The organism is Streptomyces sp. NPDC005181, from assembly GCF_040608395.1.
Taxonomy (GTDB): Bacteria; Actinomycetota; Actinomycetes; order Streptomycetales; family Streptomycetaceae; genus Streptomyces.
Genome location: NZ_JBEXID010000012.1, coordinates 22,925 through 40,473, shown reverse-complemented (window position 1 = coordinate 40,473; position 17,549 = coordinate 22,925). Strand labels below are relative to the sequence as shown.

Annotated in this window: 14 protein-coding genes and 1 riboswitch; of the genes, 5 read left to right on the top strand and 9 right to left on the bottom strand. The window is 68.1% G+C overall.

Features of this window, described 5'->3' with window-relative positions:
* Positions 1 to 83 precede the first annotated feature (83 nt).
* The 4 genes from cydD to hisC form a co-directional block, all read right to left on the bottom strand.
* Positions 84 to 3,632 carry a thiol reductant ABC exporter subunit CydD gene (gene cydD / locus ABZV38_RS11185; RefSeq protein ID WP_356326511.1) on the bottom strand — a complete coding sequence of 1,183 codons (3,549 nt, stop codon included), beginning with the start codon at positions 3,630 to 3,632 and terminating at the stop codon, positions 84 to 86.
* An 89-nt stretch (positions 3,633 to 3,721) separates the two neighbouring features.
* Positions 3,722 to 4,723, bottom strand: a complete 1,002-nt coding sequence (cydB, locus tag ABZV38_RS11180; RefSeq protein ID WP_356326509.1) for a cytochrome d ubiquinol oxidase subunit II — start codon at positions 4,721 to 4,723, stop codon at positions 3,722 to 3,724.
* 18 nt (positions 4,724 to 4,741) lie between these two features.
* Positions 4,742 to 6,253, bottom strand: a complete 1,512-nt coding sequence (locus tag ABZV38_RS11175) for a cytochrome ubiquinol oxidase subunit I (protein WP_356326508.1) — start codon at positions 6,251 to 6,253, stop codon at positions 4,742 to 4,744.
* 232 nt (positions 6,254 to 6,485) lie between these two features.
* A complete protein-coding gene (gene hisC / locus ABZV38_RS11170; protein WP_356326507.1) occupies positions 6,486 to 7,565 on the bottom strand; it encodes a histidinol-phosphate transaminase in 1,080 nt (359 codons plus the stop codon).
* Between the two features lie 369 nt (positions 7,566 to 7,934).
* Between hisC and ABZV38_RS11165 the strand changes: the two genes are divergently transcribed.
* From ABZV38_RS11165 to ABZV38_RS11155, 3 genes are all read left to right on the top strand, one after another.
* Positions 7,935 to 9,047, top strand: a complete 1,113-nt coding sequence (locus ABZV38_RS11165) for a LacI family DNA-binding transcriptional regulator (protein WP_356326506.1) — start codon at positions 7,935 to 7,937, stop codon at positions 9,045 to 9,047.
* A 173-nt stretch (positions 9,048 to 9,220) separates the two neighbouring features.
* Positions 9,221 to 10,258: a metallophosphoesterase gene (locus ABZV38_RS11160; protein ID WP_356326505.1), complete on the top strand. Its 1,038-nt coding sequence runs from the start codon at positions 9,221 to 9,223 to the stop codon at positions 10,256 to 10,258.
* A gap of 182 nt (positions 10,259 to 10,440) precedes the next feature.
* Entirely contained in the window at positions 10,441 to 11,265 is an 825-nt protein-coding gene (locus ABZV38_RS11155; RefSeq protein WP_356326504.1) for a hypothetical protein, read from the top strand.
* Between the two features lie 116 nt (positions 11,266 to 11,381).
* Here ABZV38_RS11155 and thiC read toward each other — a convergent pair whose 3' ends face one another.
* Entirely contained in the window at positions 11,382 to 13,157 is a 1,776-nt protein-coding gene (gene thiC / locus ABZV38_RS11150; protein ID WP_356326503.1) for a phosphomethylpyrimidine synthase ThiC, read from the bottom strand.
* Positions 13,150 to 13,283: riboswitch (TPP riboswitch) on the bottom strand. It overlaps the preceding gene by 8 nt.
* 71 nt (positions 13,284 to 13,354) lie before the next feature.
* Between thiC and ABZV38_RS11145 the strand changes: the two genes are divergently transcribed.
* Positions 13,355 to 14,692 carry a YibE/F family protein gene (locus tag ABZV38_RS11145; protein ID WP_356326502.1) on the top strand — a complete coding sequence of 446 codons (1,338 nt, stop codon included), beginning with the start codon at positions 13,355 to 13,357 and terminating at the stop codon, positions 14,690 to 14,692.
* A gap of 94 nt (positions 14,693 to 14,786) precedes the next feature.
* Here ABZV38_RS11145 and ABZV38_RS11140 read toward each other — a convergent pair whose 3' ends face one another.
* From ABZV38_RS11140 to ABZV38_RS11125, 4 genes are all read right to left on the bottom strand, one after another.
* Positions 14,787 to 15,224, bottom strand: a complete 438-nt coding sequence (locus tag ABZV38_RS11140) for an SsgA family sporulation/cell division regulator (protein ID WP_030930605.1) — start codon at positions 15,222 to 15,224, stop codon at positions 14,787 to 14,789.
* 101 nt (positions 15,225 to 15,325) lie between these two features.
* Entirely contained in the window at positions 15,326 to 16,096 is a 771-nt protein-coding gene (locus ABZV38_RS11135) for a helix-turn-helix domain-containing protein (RefSeq protein WP_356326501.1), read from the bottom strand.
* Positions 16,097 to 16,343: 247 nt separating this feature from the next.
* Positions 16,344 to 16,562, bottom strand: a complete 219-nt coding sequence (locus tag ABZV38_RS11130) for a DUF5326 family protein (RefSeq protein ID WP_030930600.1) — start codon at positions 16,560 to 16,562, stop codon at positions 16,344 to 16,346.
* Between the two features lie 150 nt (positions 16,563 to 16,712).
* Entirely contained in the window at positions 16,713 to 17,030 is a 318-nt protein-coding gene (locus tag ABZV38_RS11125; RefSeq protein ID WP_356326500.1) for a cupin domain-containing protein, read from the bottom strand.
* 68 nt (positions 17,031 to 17,098) lie between these two features.
* On the opposite strand from ABZV38_RS11125, the gene ABZV38_RS11120 reads away from it, so the two are divergent.
* On the top strand, positions 17,099 to 17,476 hold the full coding sequence (locus tag ABZV38_RS11120) for a phage holin family protein (RefSeq protein ID WP_356326499.1): 378 nt from the start codon (positions 17,099 to 17,101) through the stop codon (positions 17,474 to 17,476).
* Positions 17,477 to 17,549 lie beyond the last annotated feature (73 nt).

The window sequence follows — 17,549 nt, the reverse complement described above, 5'->3', positions numbered from 1 at the left end:
ACCCAGAGCCTAGTTAGCCCCTTTTGGGGAGGAAAGTCGGCTGACGGATCCTGCGGCTCGATCCGGCGGCCGCCGCCCTCTTTCTACGTCCGCTCGGCTCCGTCCGGCACCCGGTCCGCCTCCTGTACGGTCTCCCGTTCGCGCTCCAGCATCCCGCGCAGGGGGCCGTCCGCCGCCGCGAGAGCGGCATACGGACCACGCTGCACGATCCTGCCCGCGTCCATCACCACCACCTCGTCGACCGCTTCGAGCCCCGCCAGTCGATGGGTGATCAGGACCGTCGTACGGCCCCGGGTCGCGGTCAGCAGATCCGCGGTCAGGGCGTCCGCCGTCGCCGCATCGAGATGCTCGGCCGGCTCGTCCAGAACGAGTACGGGGAAGTCGGCGAGGAGCGCCCGGGCCAGCGCGAGCCGCTGGCGCTGACCGCCCGACAGGCGCGCGCCGTGCTCGCCGACGACGGTGTCGAGCCCATCGGGCAACGCCTCTGCCCAGCCGAGCAGCCGTGCCTGTGCAAGGGCGGCCCGCAGTTCCTCGTCCGTTGCGACGGTACGGGCCAGCCGCAGGTTCTCCCGGATGGAACTGTCGAAGACATGTGCGTCCTGGGCGCAGAGTCCGACGAACCGCCGGACGGTGTCCCCCTCCAGCGCCGAGGCCTCCACACCACCGATCCGGTACGTCCCTGCCCGCGCGTCCAGGAAGCGGAGCAGGACCTGCGCGAGGGTGGTCTTCCCGGAGCCCGAAGGGCCGACGACCGCGACGCGCCGGCCTGCGGTCAGCGTCAGGTCGACGGAGTCCAGGGCGTCCCGCGACGCTCCCGCATACCGGGCCGTCACCCCCCGTACCTCCAGCGGGAAGGGTGTCGCGGGGGCCTCGGCCGGGGTCGCGGGCTCTCGCACCGGCACCGGGGCGTCCAGCACCTCGTACACCCGCTCCGCGCTCCGCTTGACCCGCTGCCGGTACTGCACGGCGAGTGGCAGACCGGTGACGGCCTCGAAGGCGGCGAGCGGGGTGAGCACCACCACCGCGAGCTCCACACCTGCCAGGCGTCCGTCGTGCACCGCAGGGACAGCGACGAGTGCGGCGGCGACGACGGTGAGGCCGCAGATCAGGGCGGAGAGGCCGCCGCCGAGTGCGGTGGCCGTCGCCGCGCGTGCCGTGATCCGGGTCAGGACGGTGTCGGCCTCCCGCGTCCTCTCCTTGCGCGCGGGCAGCGCGCCCGCAACGGTCAGTTCGGCGGTCCCACCGAGCAGATCGGTGATCCGGGTGGCCAGATCGGCCCGTGCGGGCGCCAGTTGGCGCTCCGCACGGCGGGCGCAGGCACCGCTCACGAGCGGCACCCCGACCCCGGCCAGTAGCAGTCCGAGGGCCAGTACGACACCCGCCTGCGGCAGCAGCCAGCCGGTGAACCCGGCGGCCGCCGCTCCCACCACGACCGCGGTCCCGGCGGGCAGCAGCCACCGCAGCCAGTAATCCTGCAGCGCGTCCACATCGGCGACGAGCCGGGACAGCAGGTCCCCGCGTCGTGTCCGGCCCAGTCCGGCCGGCGCGACGCGCTCCAGTCCGCGGTACACGGCGACGCGCAGCTCAGCGAGCATCTTCAGCACTGCGTCGTGCGAGACGAGACGCTCGGCGTAGCGGAAGACGGCGCGCCCGAGCCCGAAGGCACGGGTGGCCGTCACGGCGACCATCAAATAAAGCACCGGGGGCTGCTCTGAGGCGCGGGAGATCAGCCAGCCGGAGACGGCCATGAGCCCGACGGCGGAGCCCAGGGCAAGGCTGCCCAGCAGCAGTGCGAGCGCCAGCTGTCCGCGCTGCGCCCCTGCCGCCTCCCGGATCCGGGCGAGCACCTGCCCGGACCTGGATGCGGTCTCCCGCAGCACCTCGGGCTCCCGCTCGGCTTCGTACGTGTCCCGGTTCCCGGAGCCGTCCGCGCGCGCCTGCCGGGGTATCACGGCCGCCCCCTCGGCCGGCAACATGGTCCACTGCCGTTCCGGTGCCGCACCGGACTCCAGCACCACCACCCGGTCCGCGACCGAGAGCAGCGCCGGGCGGTGCACGACCAGCAGCACGGTCCGCCTCGCCGCCAGCCTCCGTACCGCCTCGACGATCCCCGCCTCCGTCTCGCCGTCCAGGCTCGCGGTCGGCTCGTCGAGCAGCAGGAGCGGCCGGTCGGCTAGGAACGCCCGCGCGAGCGCGAGCCGCTGCCGCTGACCGGCGGAGAGTCCCGCGCCGTCCTCGCCGAGGAGCGTCTGCGCGCCGTCAGGCAGTTCCGCCACGAAGTCGTGCGCCCCCGCGTCCCGCAGCGCCGCCGTCACCGCGCTGTCGTCCGCGTCCGGCCGGGCCAGCCGTACGTTCTCCGCGATCGTGCCCGCGAAGAGCTGTGGGCGCTGAGGCACCCAGGCGATCCGTTCCCGCCAGCGCTCGGGCGCGAGCGTCGCCAGATCGACGCCGCCGACCCGTATCCGCCCCTCGTCCGGCGCCGTGAACCCCAGCACCACATTGAGCAGCGTGGACTTCCCGGCACCGCTCGGGCCGACCAGGGCGACGGTCTCCCCCTCGTCCACCACCAGTGAGGCCCCGTCCAGCGAAGGTTCGGTACGGCCCTCGTGCCGTACGGTCACGCCCTCCAGCTCCAGCCGCAGCGACTGCGGCACGTCCGCCGAACCGCCGGCCCGCGGCTCTGTCTCCAGGATGGCGAAGATCTCCTCCGCGGCCGAGAGCCCCTCGGCTGCCGCGTGGTACTGCGCCCCGACCTGCCGGATCGGCAGATAGGCCTCGGGCGCGAGGATGAGCACCACCAGGCCGGTGTAGAGGTCGAGTTCGCCGTGCACGAGCCTCATACCGATGGTGACGGCGACCAGTGCCACCGACAGGGTGGCGAGGAGTTCCAGGGCGAAGGACGAGAGGAAGGCGATCCGCAGGGTCCGCAGAGTGGCCTTGCGGTACTGCGAGGTGATGGTGCGGATGGACTCGGCCTGGGCCTTGGCGCGGCCGAAGACCTTCAGCGTCGGAAGTCCCGCGACCACGTCGAGGAAGTGTCCGGAGAGCCGCGAGAACAGCTGCCACTGGCGGTCCATCCGGGACTGGGTGGCCCAGCCGATCAGAATCATGAAGAGCGGAATGAGTGGCAGCGTGACCACGATGATCGCTGCCGAGACCCAGTCCTCGGTGACGATCCTGGCGAGGACCGCCACCGGAACGACCACCGCGAGCCCGAGCTGCGGCAGATAGCGCGCGAAGTAGTCGTCGAGCGCGTCGACACCGCGGGTGGCGAGCGCCACCAGGGAGCCGGTGCGCTGGCCGCTCAGCCAGTCCGGCCCGAGCTCCGCCGCCCGGTCGAGCAGCCGGCCGCGGAGCTCTGACTTGACCGCCGCACTGGCTCGGTACGCGGCCAGCTCGGTCAGCCAGGAGACCAGTCCGCGGCCGAGCGCAACCGCCACGAGCAGAATCAGCGGGGTGCGCAGCCCGGAAACAGTGAGCCCGGCCTCGAACCCGCCCACCACCACTTCGGCGAAGAGCATGGCCTGGGCGATGACCAGCGCAGCCCCGACCACTCCGAGTGCCACCACGGCAGCCATGAAGAGCCGGGTGGCACGGGCGTAGCGGAGCAGACGCGGGTCGATCGGTTTCACGTGAAACAGCCCCCAGAGAGCTCGTTCGGTGGACCGGGGCGAGGAAAGACCGAGACCTTCCTCTCGCCCGAAAGAGGGGCCCAGGCGCGTCAGTGCGCCTCGGCGATGTGCTGCGTACCGATCCGCTTGCGGAACACCCAGTACGTCCATCCCTGGTACAGCAGCACCACGGGGGTGGCGATCCCTGCGCACCAGGTCATGATCTTCAGCGTGTACGGACTGGACGAGGCGTTGGTGACCGTGAGACTCCAGGCGTCGTTCAGTGAGGACGGCATGACGTTCGGGAAGAGCGTCAGGAAGAGCATCGCGACCGCGGCCGTGATGGTCACTCCGGAGAGCGCGAACGACCAGCCCTCACGTCCCGCGGCTATTGCACCGATCGCTCCGACCAGCGCCAGCACGGCTAGGACCGCCGCGATGAGGCTCTTGCCGTCACCGTTCTCAATCTGCGTCCAGATCAGGAAGCCGAGCGCGAGCACCGCGGTGACCAGACCCAGCTTGAGCGCCATGCCGCGCGCCCGCTCCCGGATGTCCCCGACCGTCTTGAGCGCGGCGAACACCGCACCGTGGAAGGTGAAGAGGAAGAGCGTGACCAGACCGCCGAGGATCGCGTACGGATTGAGCAAGTCCCCGAAGTCGCCCACGTACTCCATGTCGGCATCGATCTTCACGCCGCGCACGATGTTCCCGAAGGCCACACCCCAGAGCAGGGCCGGGATCAGCGACGTCCAGAAGATCGCGTGTTCCCAGTTGGTCTGCCACTTCTCCTCGGGCCGCTTCGCCCGGTACTCGAAGGCGACACCGCGCACGATCAGGCAGAGCAGGATGATCAGCAGCGGCAGGTAGAAGCCGGAAAACAGCGTGGCGTACCACTCGGGGAAGGCTGCGAAGGTCGCGCCGCCCGCGCTGAGCAGCCATACCTCGTTGCCGTCCCAGACGGGCCCGATCGTATTGATCAGGACCCGCCGTTCCTTGCGGTCCCGGGCCAGCAGTTTGGTGAGGACACCGATGCCGAAGTCGAATCCCTCCAGGAAGAAGTAGCCGATCCAGAGGACGGCGATGAGGACGAACCAGACGTCGTGGAGTTGCATCTCTCCGCTCCTCTGCTGTCAGTACGAGAAGGCCATCGGCCGGTCGGCGTCGTCATGGTCGTCGCCGCCGATCTTGGTGGGCGGGTTGAGGTCGGACTCCGTGAGCTCGGGCGGTCCGGCCTTGATGTACTTCGTGAGCAGTTTGACCTCGATCACGGCGAGCGCCGCGTAGAGCAGGGTGAAGAGGATCATCGAGGCGAGCACCTCTCCCTGCGAGACGCCGGGGGAGACGGCGTCGCGGGTCTGCAGCACCCCGAAGACAGCCCAGGGCTGGCGGCCCGTCTCGGTGAAGATCCAGCCCCAGGAGTTGGCGATCAGGGGGAAGAGCAGCGTCCAGAGGGCGACGATCCAGTAGAGCTTGGTGAGCTTCGGGCTGAGCGCCTTGTTCTTGAAGAGGACCAGATGCGGCACTTCGTCCTCACCGGTCCGCAGCCCCGGTGGCAGCATGAATTTCTTCCGCGTCAGCCACAGTCCGAGCAGGCCGAGTCCGAAGGACGCCATGCCGAAGCCGATCATCCAGCGGAAGCTCCAGAAGGCGACCGGGATGTTGGGCCGGTAGTCGCCGGGTCCGAACCTCTCCTGCTCGGCCTTGTTGATGTCGTTGATGCCGGGGATGTACGAGTGGAAGGTGTCGTCCGCGAGGAACGACAGTATCCCCGGGACGGAGATCTCCACGGTGTTGTGCCCCTTGGCCACATCGCCGACCGCGAAGATCGAGAAGGGTGCCGCGTCCTGCCCCTCCCAGAGCGCCTCGGCGGCGGCCATTTTCATCGGCTGCTGCTTGAACATGACCTTGCCGAGCAGGTCGCCGCTGACGGCGGTGAGCAGTCCGGCGATCACGACGGTGACCAGTCCCAGCCGCAGCGAGGTGCGCATCACCGGGATGTGCTGCTTGCGCGCCAGGTGGAAGGCGGCGATGCCGACCATGAACGCGCCGCCGACCAGGAAGGCCGCCGTGAGGGTATGGAAGAACTGGGTGAGCGCCGTGTTCTGGGTGAGCACATGCCAGAAGTCGGTGAGTTCGGCCCGACCGCGTTCCTTGTTGATCCGGTAGCCGACCGGGTGCTGCATCCAGGAGTTGGCCGCGAGGATGAAGTACGCGGAGAGGATCGTCCCGATGGAGACCATCCAGATGCAGGCGAGGTGGATCTTCTTGGGCAGCTTGTCCCAGCCGAAGATCCACAGCCCGATGAACGTGGACTCGAAGAAGAAGGCGATCAGCGCCTCGAAGGCCAGCGGGGCGCCGAAGATGTCGCCGACGAAGCGTGAGTAGTCGGACCAGTTCATGCCGAACTGGAACTCCTGGACGATGCCGGTGACGACACCCATGGCGATGTTGATCAGGAAGAGCTTGCCCCAGAACTTGGTGGCCTTGAGGTACTTCTGGTTGTCGGTCCGCACCCAGGCGGTCTGCAGGCCGGCGGTGAGCGCGGCGAGAGAGATCGTCAGGGGAACGAAGAGGAAGTGGTAGACGGTGGTGATACCGAACTGCCATCGCGCCAAGGTCTCAGGCGCCAGAGCTAGCTCCACGTCACTTCTCCTTACGTCGCCGTGGTGGGCGGCAATTTGCCCTGCTAATCCGTCTGATCACGGGAGAAACAGGACGCGCTTGTGAACGCGTTCACATTCACAAGCATTATGGCGCACAGGCTTTCGGGATGTTCGAGGGGGGTCCCCCTATCGGGACGCTCCCACGCGAAGGCCCCGCACCTCGACGAACGAGAGGTACGGGGCCTTCCGGTATGCGCAAGCAGGACTTCGGCTACAGCTCCTTGCGGTACGCCTCCGCCACCCTCAGGAACACGTCGTTCGCCTCGTCCTCGCCGATCGAGACCCGCACACCCTCGCCCGCGAACGGCCTGACCACGACTCCGGCCCGCTCGCACACCGCGGCGAAGTCGAGCGTACGGTCGCCGAGCCGCAGCCAGACAAAGTTGGCCTGGGACTCAGGCACGGTCCAGCCCTGGCTCACCAGAGCCTTGTGCACCCGGATGCGTTCGCAGACCAGGGAGCCGACCCGGCCGAGCAGTTCGTCCTCGGCGCGCAGCGAGGCGACCGCCGCGTCCTGCGCCAGCTGGCTGACGCCGAACGGCACCGCCGTCTTGCGCAGTGCGGCCGCCACCGGCTCGTGGGCCACCGCGAACCCGACCCGTAGGCCGGCCAGACCGTAGGCCTTGGAGAACGTCCGCAGCACCGCCACATTGGGCCGGTCCCGGTAGATCTCGATGCCGTCCGGCACCTCGACATCGCGGATGAACTCCTTGTACGCCTCGTCGAGCACCACGAGCACATCGCCCGGCACCCGGTCCAGGAACCGCTCCAGCTCGGCCCTGCGCACCACCGTCCCGGTCGGGTTGTTCGGGTTGCAGACAAAGATCATCCGGGTGCGGTCCGTGATCGCGTCCGCCATCGCATCGAGGTCGTGCACCTCGCCGTCGGTCAGCGGCACCTTCACCGAGGTCGCGCCGCTGACCTGGGTGATGATCGGGTACGCCTCGAAGGAGCGCCAGGCGTAGATGACCTCGTCACCCGGGCCCGACGTGGCCTGGAGCAGCTGCTGCGCCACCCCGACGGATCCGGTTCCGGTGGCGAGATGCGAGACGGGCACAGCGAACCGGTCGGCCAGCTCGTTCATCAGACCGGTGCAGGCCATGTCCGGGTAGCGATTGAAGGTCGCGGCCGCGGCCAGGGCGGACTCCATCACTCCGGGCAGCGGCGGATACGGGTTCTCATTGGAGGACAGCTTGAACGCGACCGGTCCGTCGGCCGCCGCCGGCCTGCCCGGCACGTAGGCGGGGACGCCGTCCAGTTCGGCGCGCAGCTTGGGGCTCGTCTCGCTCACCGCAGGTCCTCCTCGACCGTCGTACACATCAATACTGCTCACCTTATGAGGATTGGGCGCTGCTGCGAATGGGAGAGCGGAGGAATCGTCCGGTGGGCCCGGGAATGGGGGGAGCGTTCCTCATCCCGGCGCGCGCCGGTGGCTCACTCCGTGGCGCGCGTCCCCCGAAGAGGTGAGTTGAGACCTCTTCGAAACATCGACCATTCTGTAGGCCCATCCGCATCCACGCGTCATACACTGCGGCTGACCCTCTCAATACCCTTGTTTTACAAGGCATTTGATATCAAACGATCATGCAGAAACGTGCCTGTCAATGCGTGAATATGCGACCGGCCCAACCGCCCGCCCGAGCCCTACTATCGGCTCGCCATGACAGCAGCAGGAAAGCACCAGGTGGGCCGGACGGAGACACCCCGGCGCGGCGGCCGGCAGGGACGAGCGGGAATCCGGGATGTGGCCGCCGCCGCCGGGGTCTCCATCACGACCGTCTCCGACGCGCTCAACGGCAAGGGAAGGCTCCCGGACGCCACCCGCCGCCATGTCCGCGAAGTCGCCGAGCGCCTGGGCTACCGCCCGTCCGCCGCGGCCCGAACCCTCCGTACCGGCAAGTCCGGCCTCATCGGCCTGACCGTGACGACGTACGGGGATGAACCTTTCACCTTCACCGAATTCGCCTACTTCGCCGAGATGGCCAGAGCGGCCACCTCCGCCGCGCTCGCCCGCGGCTACGCCCTCGTCATTCTTCCCGCCACCTCACGCCACGACGTCTGGTCGAACGTCGCCCTCGACGGCACCGTCGTCATCGACCCCTCCGACCAGGACCCGGTCGTCACCGAACTCGTCCGCCAGGGGTTGCCCGTCGTCTCGGACGGCCGCCCCGCCGGGACCCTCCCGGTCACCGCCTGGGTGGACAACGACCACCGGGCCGCCGTGCTCGACCTCCTCGACCATCTCGCCGCCGCCGGCGCCCGCCGGATCGGCCTGCTCACCGGCACCACCACCGACACGTACACCCGGCTCTCCACCACCGCGTACCTCCACTGGTGCGAGCGCGTGGGTCAGGATCCGGTGTACGAGTCCTATCCCGCCCACGACCCGTGCGCGGGGGCGGTCGCCGCCGACCGGCTCCTCGCCCGCCCGGACCGGCCCGACGCCGTCTACGGGCTCTTCGACCCCAACGGCACCGATCTGCTGGCGGCCGCACGCCGGTACGGCCTGCGCGTCCCCGAGGATCTGCTGCTGGTCTGCTGCAGCGAGTCCACCGTCTACGCGACGACCGAGCCCCCCATCACCACGCTCTCGCTCAAACCGCGCCGGATCGGCACAGCGGTCGTCCAGCTTCTCATCGACGCGATCGAAGGCGTCGACCAGGACGGTCCGGTGGAGCGGGTCATACCGACCGAACTCATCGTCCGGACGTCCTCGCAACGCCGTCCGCCCCGCACCACGGTCAGCGCTCCTCGGTCCCCGTCCGGGGACTGATCAGAACAATTGGGACTAATCGGCCGGTGAAGCTGTCGTGCGCCCGGATTCACCACCCCTGGTGCATCACACAGCACGATCCGCATTCCTATGATGGGCGCACGACACCGCGGACCACCCCGACCAGCAGGGCCCGTCAGGTGTACGGCGGCGCGACGGTGGTGGAGGGGTCGATGACACAGGGGGCCGGTCAGGAACCCGTGGTGCGGACGGCGACGTTGCGTGACTTCCGTGTGCCGCCCTATGCGCAGACTCCGGTGCCGCCCGCACCGCCGCACCCCGGCCATGCCGTACCGGGCGACGAGCCGGAGGGATACACACCCACCGCGCGCGATCTTCCCGTGATCAACCGCGGTGACACCGTCCAGGTGCAGACCGTCCCGGACCCGCGGCTCGGACCGCTGTACGTGGTCGGCGACGTCCATGGATATCTGGACGAGCTCCGCGACGCCCTCGCCGCACAGGGCCTCATCGACGCCGAGGGCGCCTGGGCCGCGGGCAACGCCCGGCTCTGGTTCCTCGGCGACTTCACCGACCGCGGTCCGGACGGCATCGGCGTCATCGACCTGGTCATGCGCCTGTCCGCCGAGGCCGCGGCCGCGGGCGGCTACTGCAAGGCCCTCATGGGCAACCACGAGCTACTGCTCATCGGCGCCAAGCGGTTCTCCGACACACCGGTCAACTCCGGTGCGGGCACCGCCACCTTCCAGGCCGCCTGGCTGCTCAACGGCGGCCAGAAGACCGACATGGAGCGGCTCCAGGATGTCCACCTCCAGTGGATGTCCCGGCTCGACGCGGTCGTCGAGGAGGACGGGCACCTTCTGATGCACTCCGACACGACGGCGTACCTCGACTACGGCTCCACCATCGAAGACGTCAACGAGACCGTGCACGCCATTCTCACGCGTAACGACGCCGACGAGTGCTGGGACCTGTTCCGCAAGCTCACCAAGCGGTTCGCCTTCCGCGACGAGGGGGGCTCGCAGGCGGTCCAGGAGCTGATGGCGGCGTACGGCGGACAGCGCATCGTCCATGGTCACAGCCCCATTCCGTATCTGCTCGGCGAGGTCGGCTCGGAGGACGGCGAAGACAGCGCCGGCCCCGTGGTGGACGGGCCGCACGTGTACGCGGACGGGCTCGCCATCGCCATGGACGGCGGCGTGACCATGGCTGGAAAGCTGCTGGTCGTCCAACTGCCGTTGCATGACTGATGGTCTTCGGGGAAGACGCATCCACGACCTGACCACGCCGACCACTGGGCCTATTTACGGAAACCCCCTGTCACCCCGTGCCGTGAGCGCTCTACCATCGGCCTATCAGTAGCAGGCTCTCCTCCGTTTCCGCCCAACTGCCCGGTCCACGCGGGTACTCAGGCCCAACGGAGCATCGGGGGATGCACATGAACAGCGCTCCGCACCTGCTGGCCGAGGACCGACCCGAGTACGAGCGGATCCTCGGCGATGCGCTGCGTCACGCTCACGAACGACCGGATCTGGCCGGAGTCGGCGAACGGCTCAACACGGAACAGCTGCGCACCATGGCACTGAACGCCACGGCCTTGATCACCACGGCGGCGGCCACCGAGTACGACCACTACGTGAAGGTCCGCGAAGAACTGCGCGGACCGGCCGCCGACTCCGCCCAGGGCTCGGGCCTCGGGTCCGAAGCGGACGATCCGGACCGGCCGGGCGCCGGCATAGGGGCGGTCGTCACCGTCCTGGCGCCGATGCTCGCGGGCACCGCCGCGCTGATCTTCCTGCTGGTCGGCTACATCCTGAAGATGCTCAGTCGGCCCCCGTCGTTCGCCGACACCATGGTCACCGCCGGCTGGTTCTTCGCGGCGGTCATGGCGGCAGCGATACTGGCCGCCGCCATCGGGCTGCTCACCACGGCGCTGCGCAACGGCTCGACGTCGCTGCCGGCCGAGGAGACCGAGGACGAGCTGCCGGAGGATGTGGCGCGCGCCAGGGAGGCCTGGCGCCATGCGCTGCTGGAGCGGGGCATCCTGCCGTTCCTGCGGGACGCGCTCGCCGATCCCACGGCCGGCCCCGCTTCACGCACACCGCACCGCTCGGCCAACCGCATCCCGAAGATCGGCTACTCCAGACCGGACTTCTCGGGCCCGGACGAGGGCCCGGCGGCGGGTCCCCGCCCGTCGTTCACAAGCCCCGACTTCACCAGCCCGGACTTCGGCGGCCCGGAGCACGAGCTGGACTGACCCGGCCGCTTCAGCGTGAGCGGCGGAGCCGTCAACCGTCGTACCGATACACGCACCAGGCGCACTGCGCCGGGACAGTTCTGGCAGCGCCCCGGCACAGTGCTCCACCCGATAACTCAGTCCGCGATCGGCAGATAGACGCGGTTGCCGGCCGCCGCGAACTCCTTGGACTTCTCCGCCATGCCCGCCTCGATCTCCGACTGCGAACCACCGTGCTCACGACGGATGTCCTGGGAGATCTTCATCGAGCAGAACTTCGGGCCGCACATCGAGCAGAAATGGGCCGTCTTCGCCGGCTCGGCCGGCAGCGTCTCGTCGTGGAACTCCCGCGCCGTGTCCGGGTCCAGAGCGAGGTTGAACTGGTCCTCCCACCGGAACTCGAAGCGCGCGTCCGACAGCGCGTCGTCCCAGTCCTGCGCACGCGCGTGCCCCTTGGCGAGGTCCGCCGCATGGGCCGCGATCTTGTAGGTGATGACGCCCGTCTTGACGTCGTCCCGGTTGGGCAGGCCCAGGTGCTCCTTGGGCGTGACGTAGCAGAGCATCGCCGTCCCCCACCAGGCGATCATCGCGGCGCCGATGCCCGAGGTGATGTGGTCGTACGCCGGGGCGACATCGGTGGTCAGCGGGCCGAGCGTGTAGAACGGCGCCTCCTCGCAGATCTCCTGCTGGAGGTCTATGTTCTCCTTGATCTTGTGCATCGGGACATGGCCCGGGCCCTCGATCATCGTCTGGACGCCGAACCGCTTGGCGATCGTGTTGAGTTCGCCGAGCGTGCGCAGTTCGGCGAACTGCGCCTCGTCGTTGGCGTCGGCGATCGAGCCGGGACGCAGCCCGTCGCCCAGCGAGTACGTCACGTCGTATGTCGCGAGGATCTGGCAGAGCTCCTCGAAGTTCTCGTACAGGAACGACTCCTTGTGGTGCGCCAGGCACCAGGCCGCCATGATCGAGCCGCCGCGGGAGACGATGCCGGTCTTGCGACGGGCGGTGAGCGGGACGTACGGGAGGCGCACGCCGGCGTGGACCGTCATGTAGTCGACGCCCTGCTCGGCCTGCTCGATGACGGTGTCCTTGTAGATCTCCCAGGTCAGTTCCTCGGCCCTGCCGTCGACCTTTTCGAGGGCCTGGTAGAGCGGAACGGTGCCGATGGGCACCGGGGAGTTGCGCAGAACCCACTCACGGGTGGTGTGAATGTTGCGGCCGGTGGAGAGATCCATGACCGTGTCGGCGCCCCACCGCGTCGCCCACGTCATCTTCTCGACCTCCTCCTCGATGGAGGAAGTGACTGCGGAGTTGCCGATGTTCGCGTTGACCTTCACCAGGAACCGCTTGCCGATGACCATCGGCTCGATCTCCGGGTGGTTGACGTTGGCCGGCAGGACCGCCCGGCCGGCGGCGATCTCCTCGCGTACGACCTCGGGTTCGACGTTCTCCCGGATCGCCACGTACTCCATCTCCGGGGTGATCTCGCCCCGGCGGGCGTACGCGAGCTGGGTCACCGGCTGCCCGTCGCGGCTGCGGCGCGGTTGGCGCGGGCGGCCGGGAAAGACCGCGTCGAGGTTGCGCAGTCCGCCGCGCGGCGAGGTGTGCTTGAGCCCGTCGTCCTCGGGGCGGACCGGGCGGCCCGCGTACTCCCCGGTGTCGCCGCGGGCGATGATCCAGTTCTCCCGCAGCGGCTCGAGGCCGCGGCGGACGTCGGTGTCGGTGGCGGGATCCGTGTACGGCCCGGACGTGTCGTACAGCGTCACGTCCTTGCCGTTGGTGAGGTGCACCTGCCGGACCGGCACCCGGAGGTCCGGGCGCGAGCCCTGGACGTATCCCTTGTGCCAGCCGATGGGCTTTCCGGCCTCGTCGCTCTGGTTCGAGGCAGGCGTGCGTGCGTCCGATGTGGTCATGAGACCTACTCCCTACGCCGGCATTACCCGGTAACAGGTTCGGCGGTCGGCGCAGCCTGTCCCGTACGGATGTACGGATATCAGCGCCCTCTCAGCCCGGTGCTCCGAGCTCCCGCGTGTACAAAGGTGCCACCAAGCTAGCGCCCTTCGAGGCGTACTGAACAGTGCACCCCTCCTCTTCTTGCGATGATCCCCCGGTGACGTCCCCTCAAAGTGACTCCGGCCCCCAGGACCATCAGCACGGTCACTCGCACAGCCACGGACCTGCCGCACCGGTCTCGAAGCATCTGCGCAAGGTCATCGCGGCCGTGCTGATCCCGTTCGCCACCGCCGTCGTCGTCGGCCTGGTGGTGCTCTGGCCGGGCGGTGCGCCCGCGCACGAGCGCACCGGCGTCGGCTTCGACCGACAGACCCAGCAGGCCAAGGTGGTACACGTCGACAAGGTCGACTGCAAGGACGTGAACGCCGCACAGACGCCGGCCACCGGCACCACCACGACGCCGTCGGGGAACGCCACTCCCGGCCAGGAGCCGGGGCTGTGCGAGAAGGCCACGATCGAGGTGACGACCGGCCACGACAAAGGCAGGACCTTCGTCGAGATCGTCCAGCCCGACGCGCCACGGCAGTTGCACGAGGGGCAGGGCGTGATCGTCGCGTACGCCCCCGACGCACCCCATGACCTTCAGTACTCCGTGACGGATGTGGACCGGAAGTTCCCGATGGCTCTGCTGGCCGGGATCTTCGCTCTCGCGGTGGTCGTGGTGGGCAGGATGCGCGGGGTGATGGCGCTGATCGCGCTCGCCGTGTCGTTCGCCGTGCTGACCCTGTTCATCCTCCCCGCGATCCTGCAGGGCTCGAACCCGCTGCTGGTCGCGGTCATCGGCGCCAGCGCGATCATGCTGATCGCGCTCTACATGTGCCACGGGCTGACCGCCCGCACCTCGGTCGCGGTCATCGGCACGCTGCTCTCACTGCTGCTGATCGGGCTGCTCGGTTCGAGCTTCATCGACTGGGCGAGCCTGACCGGCAACACCGACGACAGCACCGGCCTCATCCATGGTCTGTACCCGCACATCGACATGAGCGGCCTGCTGCTGGCCGGTGTCATCATCGGCTCGCTCGGCGTGCTCGACGATGTGACGGTCACCCAGACATCGGCGGTCTGGGAGCTGCACCAGGCCGACCCGACGATGGGCGCACGAAAGCTGTACCGGGCAGGTATCAGGATCGGTCGCGACCACATCGCCTCAGTGGTCAACACGCTGGTGCTCGCCTACGCCGGCGCCGCGCTTCCCTTGCTGCTGCTGTTCTCGATCGCGCAGAGCAGCGTGGGCACGGTGGCCAACAGCGAACTGGTGGCGGAGGAGATCGTACGAACGCTGGTCGGGTCGATCGGACTGGTCGCCTCGGTGCCGGTGACGACGGTGCTGGCGGCGCTGGTCGTCTCCGCGGACCGCACAGGGCACGGCGCAGAGACCGGAGCTTCGGCACCCGTACGGAACGGACGGGGCCGGCGTCGCAGAGCGAAGCACTGACACCCAAGGCAGCGGCCGGGCTGGCGCGGAGCACATATCACCCGTTCGGCAGACACCGTGTTCGACCGCGCGGCGGCCGTCTGCGCAAACCATTTCAGCCGGCGTTCTGCTCCTTGGCCAGGATCCGGCCGAGCGCCTCCTCGAGGTTGCCCTCGAAGTCACTCAGCGTGCACTCCTGACCGAGGGGGACGAGCTTGTCCGTCCGGTCGAGAAACGCGACGAGTGGCGCGGTACCCGCCCTGAAGAGAGCGCGATCCGCGCCGACCTGAAGCCGGATGTGTACGTCGGACAGCCCCTCGGGCTCCGTGGGGCTGATATGCACATCTCCGTCACCGCTGGGGCTGTTGAGGCCGTCCAACAGCAGCTCACGACCGAAAGCCCAGGTGACGGGGGCGTCACCGGGCAGATGGAAGGTCATCCGGATCGCGTACGGATCGCATACCTCGTACCGGAGCTCCACCGGGATACGGAATGAGAGCTCCTCGGAGACGAGGAAACTCATCATGACCTCAGCTTGAACCGACTCGCGCATCGTTCAACCCCGCAGTAGATGAATCTGGCCAGGAATGATCCCCCATGGCCCTATTGACGCCATCGTGGTGCACGCGATAGCAGATCACAAGGAGTGATTTTTCAGATACTGATAGAGAACACGAACGAACGCAAGAGGCTCGCCACTTCACCGCGTAGCCGTTCGACTGCGGGGAGCAATCGATCTTCCTGGTCGAGAGGCACCGAAATCGCCATGGCGGCAGCCGTGAATCCGGCTGCGATCGGGATGGCGGCACAGACCGTTCCGAGGGCGTACTCCTGTCGTTCGATGACGGGTTCCATTCGGTCCAACGACCTCAGGCGCTCGAGAAACGCCGGCCGGTCCCGCACCGAGTAGCGGGTCAGCGGCTGCACAGGGTGACGATCCAGATGGTCCTCACGGGCCTTCTCGTCGAGCTGGCTCAGCAGACACTGGCCGATCGCATGGGCATGCCCGGTCTCCCGGAACGACGCCCACTCCTGGACCGCGGGTGCGGCAGGGGTGTCGGCGACCGCGATGAGTTCGATCTCACCCTCGCGGTAGACGGCGCAGTACACCGGCACACCGATGATGTCGCGCCAGCGGGCCAGCGACTGGGCCATGGTGCTGCGACGACTCTGCAGCGCACCGTCGTCGACGAGCCTCTCGGCTGCGGAGCCGAAGAGGAAGACCCCGTTCTCCCGGCGCAGATAGCCTTCATGGGTCAGGGTGCGCAACAGATGATAGGCGGTGGGAAGGGGAAGCCCCGCTTCCCGTGCGAGCTGCTTCGCGGGCGCCCCGTCCCGATGGGCGCCCACAGCCTCCAACAGCCTCAACGCACGCTGAACCGAACCGATCAACGTCGGGACAGCGGTACTCGATGCCGTGGTCAAAGGTCACCCCCAGGCATGGTGACGGGCAGTCAGCCCGTTCGTGGGGGCCGCCCCCACGGGCCTGCCGCAAGCCTGGGTCCAGAGACCGGGCGTTCACACAAACCACTGGTCAGAGTGGTGACGGACAGTTGTTTCCCAGGCAACGACAGCGGACTGCCACTGTATCGGCACCGTCCGCAAGGGGCGTCGTTTCGTCTTGTACTTAGCTCAGCTGGGCTAATCGCCCGACCGGTGACCGGCCCCCGCCCTACCAGTCGCCGCGCGACGACGAGGACGACATGAACTTCCGTACGACGAACACAAGCCCGCCGACCAGGATCACGAAGACCAGCACCTTGAAGAGCAGGCCGATCACGAACCCGATCACGCTGGCGATCAGGCCGCCGAACACGACGATCGCGATGACGGGCACCGCGACCCACTTCACCCACCAGGGCATCCCCGCGAATATCTCCCGAACGGCCATCGTCCTACCTCGTCTCTGTGCGTACCCGCTTCGATGATCACTGCTTCGATGAGCACCTGCTTCGATGCTAGAGGCGCGAGGGTGGCCTGCGGGGGCGCCCGAGCCCCCGAACTCCCCTGATCGAACCCTTAGGGATCCCTGAGAGCCGGCTCAGCTCTCCGGCGGAGAGAAGACCACCATCACCCGCAGATCCTCGGTGATGTGGTGGAACTTGTGGGCCACACCAGCAGGTACGTACACCACGCTTCCCCTGCCCACGTGTGTGGTCTCCATGCCGACGGTGATCGCGGCGCGCCCGCTGACGATGAGGTAGACCTCGTCCTGGTTGTGCGGCTGCTGCGGATCGAGATCGCCGGCGTCCAGCGCGTACAGGCCGACGGACATGTTCCGTTCCCGCAGGAACTGCAGATACGCGCCGTCGTTGGCGGCCCGCTCCGCCTCCAGTTCGTCCAGTCTGAATGCCTTCATGGCCCGTCCGCCCCTTGCTTTCGTTCTGTCGGTGTTCGCCACCGATCATGTCTGCCACGATCAGACACATGAAGAATTTTGTAGTCAAGACGATCGCCAACGCAGGTGCGCTGGCCGTAGCCATCTGGCTGCTCGACAACATCACGCTGTCCGGCGGCAGTACCGGTCGCAAGGTGCTCACCCTGGCCCTCGTGGCTCTGCTCTTCGGGGTGGTGAACTTCGTGGTGAAGCCCATAGTCAAGGTGCTCACCCTGCCGTTGTTCATACTCACACTGGGTTTGATCACCCTTGTGGTGAACGCGCTGATGCTGCTGCTGACCTCCTGGCTGGCCGACCAGTTCAACCTCAGCTTCCATGTCGAGGGCTTCTGGACCGCCGTACTCGGCGGCTTGATCATCTCGATCGTGTCCTGGGCACTGAATGTCGTCCTGCCGGACGAGGACTGATCCGACTGAATCGGAGCGATCAGCGGAAGCAGCAGGATCAGCGGAAACAGAAGCACCGGCACGACCAGAGAAC

What these genes read in the sequence shown, in the direction of transcription:
- ABZV38_RS11140 (WP_030930605.1), bottom strand. Translation starts at nt 15,224, where the DNA reads ATGCGCGAGTCGGTTCAAGCTGAGGTCATGATGAGTTTCCTCGTCTCC.
- cydB (WP_356326509.1), bottom strand. Translation starts at nt 4,723, where the DNA reads ATGCAACTCCACGACGTCTGGTTCGTCCTCATCGCCGTCCTCTGGATC.
- ABZV38_RS11130 (WP_030930600.1), bottom strand. Translation starts at nt 16,562, where the DNA reads ATGGCCGTTCGGGAGATATTCGCGGGGATGCCCTGGTGGGTGAAGTGG.
- ABZV38_RS11155 (WP_356326504.1), top strand. Translation starts at nt 10,441, where the DNA reads ATGCACATGAACAGCGCTCCGCACCTGCTGGCCGAGGACCGACCCGAG.
- ABZV38_RS11165 (WP_356326506.1), top strand. Translation starts at nt 7,935, where the DNA reads ATGACAGCAGCAGGAAAGCACCAGGTGGGCCGGACGGAGACACCCCGG.
- ABZV38_RS11160 (WP_356326505.1), top strand. Translation starts at nt 9,221, where the DNA reads ATGACACAGGGGGCCGGTCAGGAACCCGTGGTGCGGACGGCGACGTTG.
- ABZV38_RS11120 (WP_356326499.1), top strand. Translation starts at nt 17,099, where the DNA reads ATGAAGAATTTTGTAGTCAAGACGATCGCCAACGCAGGTGCGCTGGCC.
- thiC (WP_356326503.1), bottom strand. Translation starts at nt 13,157, where the DNA reads ATGACCACATCGGACGCACGCACGCCTGCCTCGAACCAGAGCGACGAG.
- ABZV38_RS11125 (WP_356326500.1), bottom strand. Translation starts at nt 17,030, where the DNA reads ATGAAGGCATTCAGACTGGACGAACTGGAGGCGGAGCGGGCCGCCAAC.